Here is a 17,444-nt window from a genome sequence, read left to right on the forward strand (position 1 = left end):
GATGGCCACCACTGAATCCACCGCCTCCGGCGTCGGCCCCGTGGAGGGCGAGTCCCTCTACGACGTCGACAACCCGGCCCCCCTCATCGAGGCCCCGCGCCAGCGCACCAAGAAGACCCCGAAGTCCACGCGGGGCAACTTCGAGATGTACGGCTGGCTGTTCATGCGCCTGTCCGGCATCGTCCTGGTCGTCCTGGTCCTCGGCCACCTGCTGATCCAGCTGGTGCTCGACGGCGGCGTGTCGAAGATCGGTTTCGCCTTCGTGGCGGGCCGCTGGGCTTCGCCGTTCTGGCAGGTCTGGGACCTGTTGATGCTCTGGCTGGCGATGCTGCACGGCGCCAACGGCCTGCGCACGGTCATCAACGACTACGCGGAGCGCGCGAACACCAGGCTGTGGCTCAAGGGTCTGCTCTACACCGCCACGGTGTTCACCATCCTGCTGGGCACGCTGGTGATCTTCACCTTCGACCCGAACATCCGCTAGGCCACGGGGCTGAGGAATTCCTGATGAAGATCCACAAGTACGACACCGTCATCGTCGGCGCGGGTGGCGCCGGCATGCGCGCGGCCATCGAGTCGACGAAGCGCAGCCGCACCGCCGTGCTGACCAAGCTCTACCCCACCCGCTCCCACACGGGCGCCGCGCAGGGCGGCATGGCCGCCGCGCTGGCCAACGTGGAGGAGGACAACTGGGAGTGGCACACCTTCGACACGGTCAAGGGCGGTGACTACCTGGTCGACCAGGACGCCGCCGAGATCCTGGCGAAGGAGGCCATCGACTCGGTCCTCGACCTGGAGAAGATGGGCCTGCCGTTCAACCGCACCCCGAACGGCACGATCGACCAGCGCCGCTTCGGCGGTCACTCCCGCAACCACGGCGAGGCCCCGGTCCGCCGGTCCTGCTACGCCGCGGACCGCACCGGCCACATGATCCTCCAGACGCTGTACCAGAACTGCGTCAAGGAGGGCGTGGAGTTCTTCAACGAGTTCTACGTCCTGGACCAGCTGATCACCGAGGTGGATGGTGTGAAGCGGTCCGCAGGCGTCGTCGCCTACGAACTGGCGACCGGCGAGATCCACGTCTTCCAGGCGAAGGCCGTGATCTACGCGTCCGGCGGCACCGGCAAGTTCTTCAAGGTGACGTCCAACGCGCACACGCTGACCGGTGACGGCCAGGCCGCCGTCTACCGTCGCGGCCTGCCGCTGGAGGACATGGAGTTCTTCCAGTTCCACCCGACCGGCATCTGGCGCATGGGCATCCTGCTGACGGAGGGCGCCCGTGGTGAGGGCGGCATCCTCCGCAACAAGGACGGCGAGCGCTTCATGGAGAAGTACGCGCCGGTGATGAAGGACCTGGCGAGCCGGGACGTCGTATCCCGCTCGATCTACACGGAGATCCGCGAGGGCCGTGGTTGCGGCCCCGAGGGCGACCACGTGTACCTGGACCTGACCCACCTTCCCCCGGAGCAGCTGGACGCGAAGCTCCCGGACATCACCGAGTTCGCGCGCACCTACCTCGGTATCGAGCCGTACACGGACCCGATCCCGATCCAGCCCACCGCGCACTACGCGATGGGCGGCATCCCGACGAACGTCGAGGGTGAGGTCCTGAGCGACAACACCACGGTGGTCCCGGGCCTGTACGCGGCCGGCGAGGTCGCGTGTGTCTCGGTGCACGGCGCGAACCGTCTGGGCACGAACTCCCTGCTGGACATCAACGTGTTCGGCAAGCGGGCGGGCATCGCCGCCGCGGAGTACTCGCAGAAGGCGGAGTACGTCGAGCTGCCGGAGGACCCGGCGCAGCAGGTGATCGACCAGGTCGAGCGACTGCGCAACTCCACGGGCACGGAGCGGGTCGCCGCGGTGCGCCTGGAGCTGCAGGAGTGCATGGACGCCAACGTGATGGTGTTCCGCACCGAGCAGACCATCAAGACGGCCGTGGAGAAGATCGCGGAGCTCCGCGAGCGCTACCTGAACGTCTCGATCCAGGACAAGGGCAAGCGGTTCAACACGGACCTGCTGGAGGCCATCGAGCTCGGCAACCTCCTGGACCTCGCCGAGGTCATGGCGGTGTCGGCCCTGGCCCGCAAGGAGTCCCGCGGCGGTCACTACCGCGAGGACTACCCGAACCGCGACGACGTCAACTTCATGCGCCACACGATGGCGTACCGCGAGGTGGGCGACGACGGCGCCGAGTCCATCCGTCTCGACTACAAGCCGGTCGTCCAGACCCGCTACCAGCCGATGGAGCGTAAGTACTGATGGCAACCCCTGTTCTGGACAAGGCGGACGCGGCCGGCGAGCCCGAGCCCGGCTTCGCCGACTCCCCGTACATCACGGTCACCTTCCGCATCCGACGCTTCAACTCCGAGGTCTCGGCGGAAGCCACCTGGGAAGACTTCCAGCTGGAGATCGACCCCAAGGAGCGTGTCCTCGACGCCCTCCACAAGATCAAGTGGGAACAGGACGGCACTCTGACCTTCCGCCGTTCCTGCGCGCACGGCATCTGCGGCTCCGACGCGATGCGGATCAACGGCAAGAACCGCCTTGCGTGCAAGACGTTGATCAAGGACATCAACCCGGAGAAGCCGATCACGGTCGAGGCCATCAAGGGCCTGACGGTCCTGAAGGACCTGGTCGTCGACATGGACCCGTTCTTCCAGGCGTACCGCGACGTCATGCCCTTCCTGATCACGAAGGACACGAACGAGCCGACGCGGGAACGCCTCCAGACGGCGGAGGACCGCGAGCGCTTCGACGACACGACGAAGTGCATCCTCTGCGCGGCCTGCACGTCCTCGTGCCCGGTCTTCTGGAACGACGGCCAGTACTTCGGCCCGGCGGCGATCGTGAACGCCCACCGCTTCATCTTCGACTCGCGCGACGAGGCGGGTGAGCAGCGCCTGGAGATCCTGAACGACCGCGACGGCGTGTGGCGCTGCCGGACGACGTTCAACTGCACGGACGCTTGCCCACGTGGGATTGAGGTCACGAAGGCGATCCAGGAAGTGAAGAGGGCGCTGATCACTCGGCGGTTCTGACGTCGTTTCCCGTACGTCTCCTGTACGTCGTCGAAGGCCCCGTCTCCCGGTTTCGCGCCGGGGGCGGGGCCTTCGCTTCATGGGGTTTGCTGTGGCGAGGGGGAGGCCGCACCGATGCGTGCCGCCGAACTGTCCTGCGTGCGGGCGGCTTTGGCGCCGGAGGTCGTAGCGGAGGGGTTCGACGTGGAGTACGGCTCTCGTCGTGAACATGCGTCAACTACAGCTGACTGAGGATCGACTGGTCCGTGATCTCCGTGTCCCTGGCCAGCATCATCGCCTTGCTCAGAATCACCGCCAGCATCCGGTCCCCCTCATACGGCAGGTAACCGGCCGACGGAGCAGACGTGTTGGGGGTCGGGACGATGCACAGGTACTGGTCGTTCGGGGTGCGGAGGATGTTGCCCGAGCCGAGGTGGATCTTGTATGTGTGGCGGTCGCCCTTCACGTGGAGGAAGCGGCCCTCGAGAGTGCAGCGGTCGGCTATGGCCAGGCGAGGGATCAGGCGTTCCAGCAGGGCCCGGCGGGTCTCCGCACTCTGGTTCAGGTCGCCGAAGCCGTACGACGTCCAGTACTCCCGGAAGCGGCCGTCGGGGCCGCCGTCCTGCCAGGTGGGGTCGTTGCCGATGCTCGCTACGCCGACGAACAGGTCCACGTCTCGCAGGACTTCGGAGAGGACCAGGGGTGGGACGGAGGAGAGAGGGAGCGGGTCCACCGGGTCCGCTCCGTCGCGCAGCCACATGCGGTACTCGCCGCCGCAGCAGTGCGCCGAGTTCTCGGGCGCGTCGATCGGGTAGAAGCGGACCTGGTCGGTGCACAGGCGCAGGAAGCTGCCGGAGTCGGTGATGTCCTGGTAGTGCTCGCCGCCGTCGCCTTCGATCCAGTACTCGGCGCGCAGGCCCCACTGCGGGAGTTCGCGGGTGGCCGGTGGCGCCTCGTCGTCGACGCTCAGGCGGAGCTTGTTGCGCCAGCCCCGCACAGCCGCCAGGGAGTGGAACCGGTGCTGGCGCAGGACGTGGGCCGCGAAGCGGTTGGAGTATGTCGCCGTGGTGCGTTCCGCGTCCGTCAGCAGGTACACCTCTCGGTGGGCCTGCTTGAACGGCTGCGTGATCTCGTGGCGTTCCAGCCAGTCGCGCCAAGCGACGATCTCCGTCGGTTCGCGGCCTGCGGGGTGCCAGAGTTCGACCTCACCGCCGCCGGTCACCGGGGTGTCGGTGAGCGTGCGCAGCTCTCCGTCGGCATACCCGACCGTCGCCCCGTCGACCGTCCACAGCAGGCGGCGGGCCAGTGTGCCGACCAGCGGGTGGTCGACGTAGCGCTCGCGCCAGGTGGCGTACGGCCAGGTGCGGCGGGCCAGGAACTGGCGGTCCAGGCGCTCGCTCTGGGCCGAGAGCATCTTGTCGATGTCCTTGACGGCGGCCTTCAGCTCCTTGAGCTCGTCGGCATGGTCGCGGCGGACGGCGGCGGGCACGCTCCTGACGGCCTTTCCGGCCGCGTTGCGCCAGCTCAGCAGGGCCTTGGTGCCCCGGACTCCGACCAACGCCGTGACCTCGCCGAGCCGGTGCTCGGCTCGTCCGAACTCCGTCAACCCGTAAGCGGGGACGGCCAGTTCCTCGATCTCCTCGCGGCTGAGGCCCATCGCCTCGGCCCGCTCGTCCAGGGCGGTGTTCAGTAGCTTGAGCGTGCCCTTGTACGTGACGCGGGTGGCGAGGCGTGCCAGTTCGGCGAGGGCCGCCTCGCCCCCGATACGGGCGAGGGCGTTGACCGAGGCGTTGGCGACCTTGGGGTTCACCGGTCCGAGGCCCTGCACCTTGCGGAGCGAGGTCTCGACGAGGGCGCCGAGCGTGCGTGCGGTTTCGGCGTGAGCGGGCAGGAAGGACAGCAACCAGGTCAGGCCGCGCAGCGCATCGGCGTTGTACGGGTCGAAGGTCGCGTTGGGATCGGCGCCGTAACCCCGGTCGAGCAGGGGACGTGTGCGCGCCCTGCCCACGAGCCGCAGCCAGGCAGTCGCCCGCTCACGCACCTCTTCGGCACCCAGTGCCTCGACCAGGGCACGTCCGGTTCGCTCCCACCTGGCAGAGGGACGGGCCGAGGAGGCGGTGGCCGCGTGGGCCAGCAGTTGCCGCCAGTTCGGGCCGAGCTCGGCCAGCTCGGCCAGGGCCCGGTCCGCCCAGGCCTCCCCTGGGTTCAGGACGGGCCGGCTGAGCTGGGCGACCAATGGGCCCAGTTGACCCTTGCCGTTCCACAGCGTCAGATACGAGCGGCGGATCACTGCGACGAATTCTCCTGGCAGCTCACGACCATCGGCGAGTTCGAGTTCAGCGAGCCGGATCAGCTGTCCGATGTCGTAGTGCACGTCCTGCTCGGCGGACAGGCGGATCAACGAGGAACGTGTGTCGAGGGGCTGTCCTTCGGCGGGCGGTTGCGTCACCCGAAGGTTGGCGAGCAGGGCCACGATGCTGCGCCGCGCCGGCGTGCCGGGCTCCAGCTCGTGGTACCGGGCTGCGAGGGCATGCACCAGCCGGCCCTGGAACCGGTCGTCCGCGTGACACACCGCGTCGATCACCTTGCGGTGCTCCCAACCCCAGTGGTTGTCGACCATTCCGGCGTGTGCGACCAGTTGGGGAACGAGGCGGTCGGCGTCCTCGGCGGCGACCAGTTCGAGGATGTCCCGGACCAGCCGGGCGTACTCGGAAGGCGAAGTGATCATCAGCCACCCACCAGCGGCACGAGCTTCAGGAACGTGACCTCGGTACCGAGCCCCAGCTCGACCTCCTCGTCGAGCTCCGTGACCTGACGATCCCCCACGAGCACAAGGAAGCCGTTGCCCGCGAAGGCCTTGAGCGCGAGCTCGGTCTGGGTCTCGGGGTCTATCCGGCGAGGCGTCCGCAACGCGTACCCGTTCAGCACCCGCTCCGCGTCCTCCGGCTGCACGAGCCCCTGGAACACGCCCGGCGTGCGTGCGTCGTACTCGGCGACCTCCTGGAACACCCGACGCCGGATCAACTCGCGCACGGTGAGCCGCTCCTCGGCGATCTCCAGCCCCCAGCCGTCGCTGCGGCTCCCGCTTGTCGTCTCGTCGACGAACATCACGATTCCCATGCCGCCGACAGTACGAGCCACCACTGACAATCCCGGGACTGTGCCGATCATCGGCCTACTCTGACGGTATGTCAGATGACGAGTCGTACGACCTGCTCGGTTTCGACAACCTGCTCCTGCCCGTCGGCGACCTCACCGAGGCCGTCGCCTTCTACGAGCGCGCCGGCTTCACCGTGGGCTTCCGCTTCGACGAGGGCGGGCTCGCACTGCTGAAGGTCGGGGGTGAGACGCCCGGGATTCTGTTGCGGGTGGAGGAGGAGCTGGGGCATCGGCCGCCGCCGTGGCACTCGGCGCGGCTGTGGCTGGAGGTGCCGGACGCGCGCGTGGCGGCCGAGAGGCTGACCGGCGCCGGGATCACCTTCCTCGACGCGCCCTTCTCCGTGTCCACCGGCTGGACCGTCGAGATCGCCGACCCCTGGGGGAACGTCGTCGGGTTCACCGACTACACCAAGCGGCCGGAGCTGGCCCGGAGAGCGTGACGCAGGTCCCACGCAAGCCTGTTGAACGCGTTCAAAAGCAGGTCTAGAGTCTCTCCTGTCAGCTTTTTGAACGCGTTCAAGAAGGGGGAGGCGCATGGACCGCACGGTCGTCGCCTACGTCATCTACCTGGTCGTCAGCATCGCGCTCACCGTCTGGGTGGCCCGGACGCTCAGCCGTAACGGGCGGATCTTCCTCGCCGACGTGCTGCGGGGGAACGAGAAGCTCGCCGAGGCTGTGAACCATCTGCTGGTGGTGGGGTTCTACCTCGTGAACCTCGGGTTCGTCGCGCTGTACCTCAGCGGGGACGGGACCATCGTCGACACTCGGGGGGTCTTCGAGGCACTGTCGACGAAGGTGGGTGTGGTGCTGCTGGTGCTCGGGGTCATGCACCTGGCGAATGTGTATGTGCTCAACCGGATCCGGCGGCGCGGGGTCATGGAGCGGGAGCAGGTGCCGCCCGTCGCGCCGCAGGACTGGGTCCAGGCATGAGCACCGGTACGACGGCGGACCGGACTCCGGTCCGCCGGCTCACCGTCCTGTACGACGCCGAGTGCGCGCTGTGCGGCTTCCTGCGCGACTGGCTCGTACGGCAGCCGCAGCTGGTGCCGCTGGAGATGGTGCCGGCGGGGTCGGAGGAGGCGCGGCGGCGGTTTCCCGGGCTCGATCATCGGGCCACGTTCGAGGAGATCACCGTCGTCGGTGACTCCGGGCAGGTCTATCGGGACACCGCCGCCTGGATCGTCACCCTGTGGGCCCTGCGCGAGCACCGGCCGCTCGCGCATCGGCTGAGCACCCCGTCGGGCGCCCGGCTCGCCAAGGGGGCCGTGCTCGCCGCCGCCAAGTGGCGCGGGGCCCAGTGGGGCGGCGGCGGCAGGGTGTACCGCCGTAACGACGGGTGGGCCTACGATCCCAGCCGGGGCTGGATGTACAGCCCACCGGGCTGCGACAGCGGCACCTGCCCCACTCGTTAGGCTCTTGCCGTGCCTGCGAATTCCGAGCCTGCGAACACCGACGGCCCCGACGAGGGCGGTACCCCCGCCAGCAAGTCCGAGCAGACCCGCGCGCTGATCCTGGAGACGGCGATGCGGCTCTTCCAGGAGCGGGGGTACGACAAGACGACGATGCGGGCCATCGCGAACGAGGCCGGCGTCTCCGTCGGCAACGCGTACTACTACTTCGCGGGCAAGGAGCACCTGATCCAGGGCTTCTACGACCGTCTCGCCGCCGAGCACCGGGCGGCGGTCCGGGAGGTCCTGGACCGGGAGACCGACCTGGAGGCGCGGCTCGGGGGTGTGCTGAGGGTGTGGCTGGAGATCGCCACGCCGTACCACGAGTTCGCGGTGCAGTTCTTCAAGAACGCCGCCGATCCCGACAGCCCGCTCAGCCCCTTCTCCCCCGAGTCGGAGCACGCGCGCGTGGAGGCCATCAGCATCCACCGGGAGGTGCTTCACGGTGCCACGAAGACCAAGGTGCCGGAGGAACTGCGGGATGTCCTCCCCGAGTTGATGTGGCTCTCCCAGATGGGGCTCGTGCTGTACTGGATCTTCGACCGGACCGAGGGGCGCGAGCGGAGCTACCGGCTGGCCGAGCGGGGGGCCCGGCTCACCGCGCGCGGGGTGTCACTGGCCCGGTTCCGGGTGCTGCGGCCGCTCGTACGGGAGGTGCACGAGCTGTTCACGGACTTCCTTCCGGGGATGACGAACGCGCTGCCCGACCCGGTGAAAGCGAAGAAAGAGGCGCCCGCCGAAGACGGACGCCCCTGAGCCCTCAGTTGACGGCGTCGACCTCGCCCTCCGAAACCTCCGCCACCTCCACGTCGTACACCAACGGCTCCTCCCCCACGACCACATGCCGCACCCGCGAGCCGTACGCCGAAGCAGTCGTCGACAGCAGATACGTCCCCGGTGCCGGCACCGAGACGATGTACGAGCCGTCCGCCAGCGACACGACCCGGTCCAGTTGACGCCCGCCGGCCGACAGCAGCGTCACGGCCGCGCCCTCCATCGGCTCGCCGTCCGCCGTCCGGACGAAGCCGTGGATCACCGAGGCCGGACCGTCCCCCACCACGTCAGGCAGAGCCGTTTCCTCCTTCGGCTCCACCGCCAGGTGCGGCAGCCGCTTCTCCAGCCCCGCCGGCAGCCACCAGTTGGAGTTGCCGAGCAGGTGCATCGCGGCCGGCACCAGGGCCGTACGCAGGATGAACGCGTCCAGGGCGACCGCGGCCGCGAGGCCTATGCCCGCCATCGCGCCCTCCATGTCGCCGCTCAGGACGAAGGCAGAGAAGACGCAGATCATGATCAGGGCCGCGCAGTTGATGACCCGGCTGGTCTCGGCCAGGCCCACTCGGACCGCTCGCGCGTTGTCCTTCGTGTGCACCCACTCCTCGTGCATCCGGCTCACCAGGAAGACCTGGTAGTCCATCGAGAGGCCGAAGAGGAGCGAGAGCATGATGACCGGCAGGAACGCCGTGATCGGACCCTCCTTGCCGATGCCGAGGAGTTCCGTGCCCCAGCCCCACTGGAAGATCGCGACCAGGACGCCGAAGGACGCGGCCGCCGCGACCAGGTTCATCAGCGCCGCGGTCAGCGGGACCACCAGGGAGCGGAACGCGATGAGCAGAAGCAGGAAGCCCAGCGAGATGATCGCCACGATGAAGTAGGGCAGGCGCTCGCCCGTCACGGACGCGAAGTCCTTGAAGACGGCCGTGACGCCGCCGACATGGGCCTCGGTACCCGACTCGGGGATCACGTCATCGCGCAGGCGGTCGATGAGTTGGTCGGTCGCCTCGGACTGCGGTGACGTGGTCGGGACCACCTGGATCACCGTGATGCCGTTCGCGGGCGGGGCGGCGGCCACCTGCGCCACGCCCTCGGTGGACTCGATACCGGAGACCAGCCCCTGGGCGTCGCCTTGGGAAACGACCACCTGGAGCGGGCCGTTGAAGCCGGGGCCGAAGCCCTCGGCGAGCAGGTCGTAGGCCTGCCGGGTCGTCGTCGACTCCTGGTGGTTGCCCTGGTCGGTGGCGCCGAGCCGGATCGACAGGACGGGCAGCGCCAGGACCAGCATCACCAGCAGGGCCAGTGCGGCCACCGAGCGCGGGCGCCTTTGGACGTACGACGACCAGCGCGCCGCGAGCCCGCTCGTGTGCTCCGGTTCCGGTCCCGTCACGGCGAGCCGGCGCCGCTGGCGGCGACTGAGGACGCGCATGCCGAGCAGCCCGAGGAGCGCGGGCAGCAGAGTGGTCGCGGCCAGCACGCTCAGGACGACGGTCAGCGAGGTCGCGATGACCACGCCGTCCAGGAAGCGCATGTTCATCACCAGCATTCCGGCGAGCGCGATGCACACCGTGCCACCCGCGAACAGCACCGCGCGGCCGGACGTGTTGAGGGCCGTGACCGCCGACTCCTCGGGCTTCATGCCGCGCAGGATGCCCTTCCGGTGCCGGGTCACGATGAACAGGGCGTAGTCGATGCCGACGCCGAGGCCGATCAACGAGCCGAGCAACGGGGCGACTTCGGGCACGTCGGTGACATGGCTGAGCAGCGAGGTCGCCATCAGGCCGGTGCCGAGGGCCGCGACCGCCACCACGAGGGGCAGCAGCATCGCGAAGAGCGAGCCGAAGGCCAGGAAGAGCACGACCGCCGCGGCGACGATGCCGACCATCTCGGCGACGCCGGTCGGCGGCTCCTGGGTCCGGGTGATCGCCTGGCCGCCCAGCTCGACCTGGAGTCCGCCCTGTTCGGCGGCCTGTGCGGTGTCGACGACGTCCTCGACCAGCGCCTTGGGTACGGCGTTGGCCTGGTCGGTGAAGGTGACCTGGGCGTACGCGATCCGCCCGTTCTCACTGATCTGCGCCGCGCCGTCCGCCGTGTACGGGCCGGTGACCTCGCCGACCCCCTTCATCGCCCCGATCTCCTCGAGTGCGGGCTCGATCCGGGACCGTACGGACTGGTCCCGTACCGATCCCTCGTCGACCTTCCACACCACCGTGTCGATGTCGCCCGAGCTCTGCGGGAAGGCCTTCTCCATCAGGTCGTACGCGCGCTTGGAGTCCGTGTTCGGGAGGGAGAAGGTGTTCGCGTAGTCCGTGCCCGCGGCGGAACCCGCGAAGCCCAGACCGAACACGGTCCCCACCCACAGCAACAGGACCACCAGCCGGTGCCGATAGCACCACCGTGCCAATGCCGCCACGCTCAACACTCCCCAGTCGGTCGTCGGTTGGTCCCCCAGGTCCTGGGCAACAGAATTGGCGGCGGCACGCACGCGTGGACACCGCGAGCGCATGACTCTCAAGGAACTCCAAAGCGCGAACCGGCCCGACTGTCAGTGGGCGCGCCGATACTGGGGGCATGACGACGGGTCCAGGCACCGCGGGTCCAGGCACCGTGCTGGTCGTGGAGGACGAGGAGAGCATCGCGGACGTCCTCGCCATCGCCCTGCGCTACCACCGCTTCGAGGTGATGGTCGCGGGCAGCGTCCGCGAGGCGCTCGCGCTGGCCGAGCGCACCCGCCCGGACGCCGCCCTCCTCGACGTGATGCTCCCCGACGGGGACGGCCGGGCCCTGGGGCGTGAACTGCGCGACAGGCGGCCCGACTTGGCGCTCGTGTTCCTGACCGCGCGAGACGCGCCCGGCGAGGTCGTCGGCGCCCTCGGCTTCGGCGACGACTACATCACCAAGCCGTTCAACATCGACGAGGTGGTCGCGAGGATCACGGCGGTGCTGCGCCGCACCCGCCCGGCCGACGTCCTCCCGCAACGGCCACCGCTCAGATACGGCGACCTGGAGCTGGACGAGACGACGTACTCGGTGCACCGCGACGGCCGCACGGTCCAGCTCACCCCCACCGAGTACGCCCTGCTGCGCTTCCTGGTGCGCAACGGCGGTCGGATCGTGCCCAAGGAGCAACTCCTGCGCCACGTCTGGCAGTACGAGCACACACCGCCCGAGTCGACCGTCGTGGAGACCTACATCAGCTATCTGCGGCGCAAGCTGGACGCACTGGGGGCGCCGGTCATCACCACCCGGCGGGGTGTGGGATACGGGCTCGCATGAGGATTCCGTGCACCCGCTCCATCCACTCGCTGCGCGCCAAACTCACGCTGGCGAACGTGGCGCTGCTGGCGCTCGGCATCGTCGCGGCGACCGCCGTGAGCGTGATGGGCATGCGGTACTACCTGCTCGACCAGATCGACTCCGAGCTGACCAAGACCCGCGAGTCGCTGGGCGGTTCACAGCTGACGATGCAGATGATCGACGGGCTGAGCGACCTGGCGATCGTGCGTGAACGATTCCTGCAGCAGGACCAGGGGCAGGCGCGGCCGGAACAAATCCTCGCCGCCGTCGACGTGCGGGGCGGGACGGTCTCCCTGGCCGGTTTCAGCCCGAGCGACGTCCAGCGGGACCTCGCGGCCGCCGTGGACGACCCGCGGGCGCTGGCCGCCGGCACCGAGCCGCGTGACATCCGGGTGCGCGGCGACGCCTACCGGGCGACCGCGACCCGCCTGGCCGACGGCACGTACATCCTGCTCGCCACCTCCACCGAGGCCGTCCACAGAGGAATCGCCAAGGCCGTCAAGCTCGATCTCGCCATCGGCACCCTGCTGCTGGCGCTGCTGGCCTGTCTGACGATGCTCAGCGTCCGGCGCCGGATGCAGCCGCTGGAGGACATGGTGGAGACCTCGTCGGCGATCGCCGAGGGGGACCTGACCCGGCGCGTCCCCTCCAGCAGCGAGGCCACCCTGGAGGTCGAGCAGCTCCGGGTCGCCCTCAACTCCATGCTCCAGCAGGTCGAGTCGGCGTACCGCACGCGCGAGCGCAGCGCGGCCCAGCTGCGCAGCTTCGTCGCCGACGCCTCGCACGAACTGCGCACCCCGCTGTCCGCGATACGCGGCTACCTCCAGCTCTATGACAAGGGGATGCTGCAGGACCCGGACGAACGCAAGCGCGCCTGGGCGCGGGTGCTGGCGGAGACCGACCGCATGGGGCGGCTCGTCGACGAGCTGCTCACCCTCGCCCGCCTCGACCAGCAGCCCGAACTCCGCTTCCGCAACGTCGACCTGAGCCGACTGGTGCGGGACGCGGCCGAGGATCTGCGGGTGCAGCAGCCGGAGCGGCCCATCGCGGTCGGCGCCGACGGCTCCCTGCTCGTGCACGCCGACGAGTCGGGCCTCAGACAGGTCCTCGGCAACCTGGTGGGCAACGTCCGCACGCACACACCCGCCGACGTGCCGGTGCACCTCGGTGTGGAGCGCGAGGACGGCGTCGTACGGCTGTGTGTCGCCGACGAGGGGCCGGGGCTCGGCGAGGAGGACGCGGCGCGTATCTTCGACCGGTTCTTCCGGTGCGGCGGGGGTGCGGGCAGCGGGCTCGGCATGGCGATCGTGCAGGGGGTCGTGCGGGCGCACGGCGGCGAGGTGGCGGTGCGCACGGCGCCGGGCGCGGGGCTGGCGGTGACGGTCACGCTGCCGGCGCGGGCGGTCGTACGGCCGTAGCGCGGGGCGTCCGTACGGTCGTGACTCCACTGGTACGTCTCATGTGTGGGCGATCACCAGGGCCCACACGGTCTTCCCGTGCCGCCCCCTGCTCCACACCCCCCAGGCCTCGGCGATGTTCTCCACCAGATGGAGGCCGCGGCCGGTCTCCTCCCACTCGCCGACCACCCGCAGCCGGGGCTCCATCCGGCCCTCGTCGGAGACCTCTATGAGGCAGGAGCCGTCGGCGAGAGCGGTCACCGCGACCTCGAACTCCCGCTCCAGGAGCGGGCCGTGGCGTACGACATTGGTCGCCAGCTCGGACACCAGCAGCACCGCGTCCGCCAGCGCCTGATCGTCCGGTCCGTGTCCCCAGTCGGCCAAGTGGTCCCTGACCCGGCGCCTGGCAAGACCGACGGAAGCCGGATGCCGGGGCAGCCGGAAGGAGTTGCGTCTCAACACGTTTGCTCCTCACCCCGCCCACACCTCCGTCACATGGTGCTGCGTTGAGTGGCTGCCCGGCGTCACTCGGGCGAATGCCGATCCGCGGAAACCCGTCAGATACGGCGCAATCGCGTCGGGATCAGATCCGGTTGAGGCGCCAGAGCCGGAAGACACCGGTGCCGTCCGACAGATACTGGCCGCCGCCCACGTCCTCGCTGGCCACGACGTACTCCTTGGCCTGCGTCAGCGGGATGACCGGAACGTCGCGGGCGATCGCCGCCTGCAGATCACGGAAGTCCTGGTCGGCCTCGCCGCGGTCGGCGTACTGCTGACTGGCTTGAATCAGCCGGTCGACCTCGGTGCTGCTGTAACCGGTGTTCATGGTGCCGTCCGTGCCGACGAGCGGGGCGCCGAAGGTGTCCGGGTCGGGATAGTCGGCCACCCAGCCGACCGCGTACGCGTCCAGCTTCCCGGTCGCCCAGCGCTGCTGGAAGTCGGACCACTCGTAGCCCTTGAGCGTCACCTTGAACAGGCCGCCCGCCTCCAGCTGCCGCTTGAGCTCCTTGGCCTCCGCGCCGGCCGCGCCGCGGCCCTCGGCGTAGCCGTAGGTGAAGCTGACCGGGAGGGTCACTCCGGCCTCCTCGAGCAGGGCGCGCGCCTTCTTGGCGTTCGGCTCGGGGTAGGCGTCGAAGAACGACGTGGTGTGGCCGGTGATGCCCGTCGGGATCAGCGAGTACAGCGGGTCCTGCGTCCCCTCGTACACCGAGGCGACCAGTTGCTCGCGGCTGATCAGCCAGGCCATGGCCTGGCGCACCCTGACGTCGTGCAGGGGCGTGTCGGCCCGGGTGTTGAGGTAGAGGTTGCGGGTCTCGGCGCTGTCGGCCTCGGAGAGGCGCTGGCCGGGGTCACTCGCGTTGAGCCCGGCGAGGATCTTGGGCGGCAGCTGGCGGGTGGCGACGTCGACCTGCTTCGCCTTCCAGGCGCTGTCGAGCTTCTCCGGGGTGGCGTAGTAGCGCAGTTCGATGGGCCGGCCGGTGTCCTTCTCGGCGCCCTCGTAGTTCCCGTTGGGCGCGAGGACCGCCTTCTTCTCCTTCGTATACGCCGTCAGCTCGTACGGTCCGGTGCCGTCGACGCCGTTGTCCGTGCGCAGGGAGTTCGCCGGGTACTTGGTGCGGTCGACGATCGCGCCGGCCCCCGTGGCGACCTTGAACGGGAAGGTGGCGTCGGGCGAGGACAGCCGGAAGGTGACGGTGAGATCCTTCGCGCTGACCGACTTGAGGGTGTCGAGGAGGGACGACGGGCCGACGTCGGACTTGATCTTCTTGACCCGGTCGAAGGAGTACTTCACATCCTCGGCGGTCATCTCCCGGCCGCTCGGGAAGGTGAGGCCCTTGCGCAGCTCACAGCGGTAGGTAACCAGGTCGCCGCCCGTGAACTTGCAGCTCTCGGCCGCGTCGGGCACGGGCGCCACGGTGCCCGGCTCGAAGGTCAGCAGTGACTGGAAGACGTTGCTGAACAGCGCCCAGGAACCGGCGTCGTAGGCGCCGGCCGGGTCCAGCGAGGTGACGGCGTCCGTCGTCCCCACCGTGATCGTCTTGCCCGCGTCCTCCTGCGACGGCAGCAGTTGCCAGCCGCCCACTGCCACGACTCCCAGTACGAGCAGCGTCGCGAGAACCCGCATGCGAACCGAACGCATCGGTTTGCCCTCCCCAGACCCCTATGAGTCCCAGCGCATATGCCACTCCCCTAGTGGCGCGGATCACCTAAGCACAGGTGTTTCACCTGGGGGAAGAGGGATTTGTTGAGTTGGGGAAACAGTTACCGCAAGGGGTTTCCGGCAGGTTTCACAGGGCCCGCACAGCATGTCCGGTCGATCGCCCCGGACCTGGCCTCAGTAGGCCACCGCGAACACGAAACCGCCGACGCACACCGCGATCGACGCGACCCCGCGCACCAGAATGACCTTGTCCACGAACCGCCGCAGCGGCGGGACGGGAACGCATCGCAGCGCCCAGGTGACCGGCAGCGAGAGGGCGGCGACGTACGACATCAGAAAGTAGGGTCCGGCGGGCGGATAGTCGGGCTCCCACTCCGCCTCGGACTGGCTCTCCAGGTACAGAAGTCCCGCGAACGCGTACCAGACCAGCGCGCAGACACCGGTGAGCAGCGTCTCGAACAGGGCGAACTGCACGGGTCTGGTGCGCGCGAGGCGCAGCAGGGACACATCGGTCATGGCGTGCGCTCCTCGGGCTCGGTGTGGGCCGAGTATCGCCGTGGCGCTGCGGAACCCGCCAGGGTCGAGGGGGACCTCAGGCCTGCTTCGACGCCAGTTCGATCACCGTGATGTCCGACGGCGCTCCCACGCGCGTGGGCGGCCCCCACGCGCCCGCGCCCCTGGTGACGTACAGCTGAGTGTCGTCGTAGCGCTCCAGGCCCGCCAGGGTCGGATTCGCCGCCGCCGTGACGAAGTTGCCGGGCCAGAGCTGGCCGCCGTGGGTGTGGCCGGAGAGCTGGAGGTCGACGCCGTGCTCGACGGCGTCGTGGATCTGGGCGGGCTGGTGGGCGAGGAGCACGCACGCGCGTGCCGTGTCCCGGTCGCCGAGGGCCCGGGTGAAGTCGGGGCCCTGGCCCTCGCTCTCACCCGCGATGTCGTTGACGCCGGCGAGGTCGAAGTACGCCAGTTCCTCACGGGCGTTCTCCAGCGGGAGCAGGCCGAGCCGGCGCACCTCCTCGACCCACTGTTCGGCGCCGGAGAAGTACTCGTGGTTGCCGGTGACGAAGAACGCGCCGTGCCGGGCCCGGAGTTGGGCGAGTGGCGCCGCAGCGGGGCCGAGGTCCTTCACGCTGCCGTCGACCAGGTCGCCGACGACCGCGATCACGTCGGGCTGCGTGGAGTTGATGGTGTCGACGACCGTCTGGGCGAAGCCGCGGCCCAGGACCGGGCCCAGGTGGATGTCGCTGACCACCGCGATCCGGTAACCGTGTGCCGCGCGCGGGAGCTTGGCCAGCGGGACGGTGACCCGCTTGACCTTCGGTCCGCGCAGCACGCCGTACGTGCCGTAGCCGACGGTCCCGAGCGCGGCCGCGGCGGCGGCACCGCCGACGACGCGCGAGACGAAGAGGCGGCGGGAGGGGGCGGCCACGAGGCGGGGCGAGTCGGGGGCCTGGGACTCTTCGGGCTCCTGCGGCTCTTTGTGCGGCGCCCCTGTCGGCACGGACTCCGGATGCGGTACGGCGGCGGCCGGGGCGGGTGCGCGTCGCCCGTCCCGCCGTTCGAGGAGACGTCGCAGCAGCGGTCGTACGGCCTCACCCGCCACCACGGCGAGCAGCAGGTAGATCGACAGCGCCATCCACAGGTAACCCGGCCAGCCCAGCACGCGCTGCAGCCAGAAAGGGGCCCCGGCCCGCTCCGCGGCGACGGCGCCGACCACCAGCACCCAACCGCCGGCGACGACCACCGCGCCCGTACGGCGGACCCACCCGGGACCGCTGGTGGTGTCGCGGAACAGGCGGCGCCACACGTACCAGTTGGCCGTCACCAGGACGGCCAGGGTCAGCAGGACGATCAGGACAAAGACGATGATCACGGCGTGGATTCCCCCTGGTCTGCGGTCATGACATCCGGCGCTGTGCGCGGCTTATGAGGTCCGGCGCAATGCGCGCACTCCGCGCAACCCGATGCCCCCGACGACCGTCCCCAGTACGAAGGAAACGACAGCCAGCGTCAGGTGCACCCAGAAGTACGCCGTAGGGTCGCCCGCGTCGTCGAACGCGAGTCCGCTGGCGTCCTTGACGAGGTTCTTGACGAAAGTGATCCAGATGATCCAGCTCCACACCCCGAAGGCGAGCAGGAACCAGGAGACGGGGCGGCTGAGCTTCATACGTCCAGTATCGCCGCCGGGTGGCCG

17 protein-coding genes are annotated in these 17,444 nt (G+C 69.5%); 9 read left to right on the forward strand and 8 right to left on the reverse strand.

Going from position 1 to position 17,444, the window contains the following annotated elements; genetic code table 11:
* Position 1 precedes the first annotated feature (1 nt).
* The 3 genes from IG08_RS0106670 to IG08_RS0106680 are packed head-to-tail and all read left to right on the forward strand — an operon-like array spanning position 2 to position 3,041.
* Positions 2 to 484, forward strand: a complete 483-nt coding sequence (locus tag IG08_RS0106670) for a succinate dehydrogenase hydrophobic membrane anchor subunit (RefSeq protein WP_030597425.1) — start codon at positions 2 to 4, stop codon at positions 482 to 484.
* 23 nt (positions 485 to 507) lie between these two features.
* A complete protein-coding gene (gene sdhA, locus IG08_RS0106675; RefSeq protein WP_030597428.1) occupies positions 508 to 2,262 on the forward strand; it encodes a succinate dehydrogenase flavoprotein subunit in 1,755 nt (584 codons plus the stop codon).
* Positions 2,262 to 3,041 carry a succinate dehydrogenase iron-sulfur subunit gene (locus IG08_RS0106680; protein ID WP_030597430.1) on the forward strand — a complete coding sequence of 260 codons (780 nt, stop codon included), beginning with the start codon at positions 2,262 to 2,264 and terminating at the stop codon, positions 3,039 to 3,041. Before sdhA ends, IG08_RS0106680 begins: the two co-directional genes overlap by 1 nt.
* A gap of 217 nt (positions 3,042 to 3,258) precedes the next feature.
* Here the strand turns inward: IG08_RS0106680 and IG08_RS0106685 are convergent, their stop codons facing one another.
* Both IG08_RS0106685 and IG08_RS0106690 read right to left on the reverse strand, forming a co-directional pair.
* A complete protein-coding gene (locus IG08_RS0106685) occupies positions 3,259 to 5,748 on the reverse strand; it encodes a DUF4132 domain-containing protein (RefSeq protein ID WP_030597432.1) in 2,490 nt (829 codons plus the stop codon).
* Positions 5,748 to 6,140: a hypothetical protein gene (locus IG08_RS0106690; protein ID WP_030597434.1), complete on the reverse strand. Its 393-nt coding sequence runs from the start codon at positions 6,138 to 6,140 to the stop codon at positions 5,748 to 5,750. The genes IG08_RS0106685 and IG08_RS0106690 overlap by 1 nt, the downstream gene beginning before the upstream one ends.
* Before the next feature lie 68 nt (positions 6,141 to 6,208).
* On the opposite strand from IG08_RS0106690, the gene IG08_RS0106695 reads away from it, so the two are divergent.
* The 4 genes from IG08_RS0106695 to IG08_RS0106710 all read left to right on the forward strand — a co-directional run bounded on the left by IG08_RS0106695 (position 6,209) and on the right by IG08_RS0106710 (position 8,383).
* On the forward strand, positions 6,209 to 6,619 hold the full coding sequence (locus IG08_RS0106695; protein WP_030597435.1) for a VOC family protein: 411 nt from the start codon (positions 6,209 to 6,211) through the stop codon (positions 6,617 to 6,619).
* Between the two features lie 94 nt (positions 6,620 to 6,713).
* Entirely contained in the window at positions 6,714 to 7,109 is a 396-nt protein-coding gene (locus tag IG08_RS0106700) for a hypothetical protein (protein ID WP_030597436.1), read from the forward strand.
* Positions 7,106 to 7,591 (forward strand): thiol-disulfide oxidoreductase DCC family protein, encoded by a 486-nt coding sequence (locus tag IG08_RS0106705; RefSeq protein ID WP_030597438.1) that lies wholly within the window; start codon positions 7,106 to 7,108, stop codon positions 7,589 to 7,591. The genes IG08_RS0106700 and IG08_RS0106705 overlap by 4 nt, the downstream gene beginning before the upstream one ends.
* Before the next feature lie 9 nt (positions 7,592 to 7,600).
* Positions 7,601 to 8,383 (forward strand): TetR/AcrR family transcriptional regulator, encoded by a 783-nt coding sequence (locus IG08_RS0106710; RefSeq protein ID WP_030597441.1) that lies wholly within the window; start codon positions 7,601 to 7,603, stop codon positions 8,381 to 8,383.
* Positions 8,384 to 8,387: 4 nt separating this feature from the next.
* Here IG08_RS0106710 and IG08_RS0106715 read toward each other — a convergent pair whose 3' ends face one another.
* Positions 8,388 to 10,802: an MMPL family transporter gene (locus IG08_RS0106715; protein ID WP_030597443.1), complete on the reverse strand. Its 2,415-nt coding sequence runs from the start codon at positions 10,800 to 10,802 to the stop codon at positions 8,388 to 8,390.
* 167 nt (positions 10,803 to 10,969) lie between these two features.
* Here IG08_RS0106715 and IG08_RS0106720 point away from each other — a divergent pair, with 167 nt between their 5' ends.
* Positions 10,970 to 11,674 carry a response regulator transcription factor gene (locus IG08_RS0106720; protein WP_043453434.1) on the forward strand — a complete coding sequence of 235 codons (705 nt, stop codon included), beginning with the start codon at positions 10,970 to 10,972 and terminating at the stop codon, positions 11,672 to 11,674.
* Positions 11,671 to 13,113 (forward strand): sensor histidine kinase, encoded by a 1,443-nt coding sequence (locus IG08_RS0106725; protein ID WP_030597447.1) that lies wholly within the window; start codon positions 11,671 to 11,673, stop codon positions 13,111 to 13,113. Before IG08_RS0106720 ends, IG08_RS0106725 begins: the two co-directional genes overlap by 4 nt.
* A gap of 39 nt (positions 13,114 to 13,152) precedes the next feature.
* On the opposite strand, the gene IG08_RS0106730 is transcribed toward IG08_RS0106725, so the two are convergent.
* From IG08_RS0106730 to IG08_RS0106750, 5 genes are all read right to left on the reverse strand, one after another.
* Positions 13,153 to 13,554 (reverse strand): ATP-binding protein, encoded by a 402-nt coding sequence (locus tag IG08_RS0106730; RefSeq protein ID WP_030597449.1) that lies wholly within the window; start codon positions 13,552 to 13,554, stop codon positions 13,153 to 13,155.
* Positions 13,555 to 13,675: 121 nt separating this feature from the next.
* The gene (locus IG08_RS0106735) at positions 13,676 to 15,232 is read right to left on the reverse strand and encodes an ABC transporter substrate-binding protein (protein ID WP_043453438.1); all 1,557 of its coding nucleotides are present in this window, start codon (positions 15,230 to 15,232) and stop codon (positions 13,676 to 13,678) included.
* 195 nt (positions 15,233 to 15,427) lie between these two features.
* Positions 15,428 to 15,769: a hypothetical protein gene (locus tag IG08_RS0106740; protein WP_030597454.1), complete on the reverse strand. Its 342-nt coding sequence runs from the start codon at positions 15,767 to 15,769 to the stop codon at positions 15,428 to 15,430.
* 76 nt (positions 15,770 to 15,845) lie between these two features.
* Positions 15,846 to 17,123 (reverse strand): metallophosphoesterase, encoded by a 1,278-nt coding sequence (locus IG08_RS0106745; protein WP_030597458.1) that lies wholly within the window; start codon positions 17,121 to 17,123, stop codon positions 15,846 to 15,848.
* 51 nt (positions 17,124 to 17,174) lie between these two features.
* Positions 17,175 to 17,417, reverse strand: a complete 243-nt coding sequence (locus tag IG08_RS0106750) for an SCO4848 family membrane protein (RefSeq protein WP_030597461.1) — start codon at positions 17,415 to 17,417, stop codon at positions 17,175 to 17,177.
* Between the last annotated feature and the right edge of the window lie 27 nt (positions 17,418 to 17,444).

Origin of the sequence: Streptomyces fulvoviolaceus, from assembly GCF_000718165.1 — a bacterium.
Classification (GTDB): domain Bacteria; phylum Actinomycetota; class Actinomycetes; order Streptomycetales; family Streptomycetaceae; genus Streptomyces; species Streptomyces fulvoviolaceus.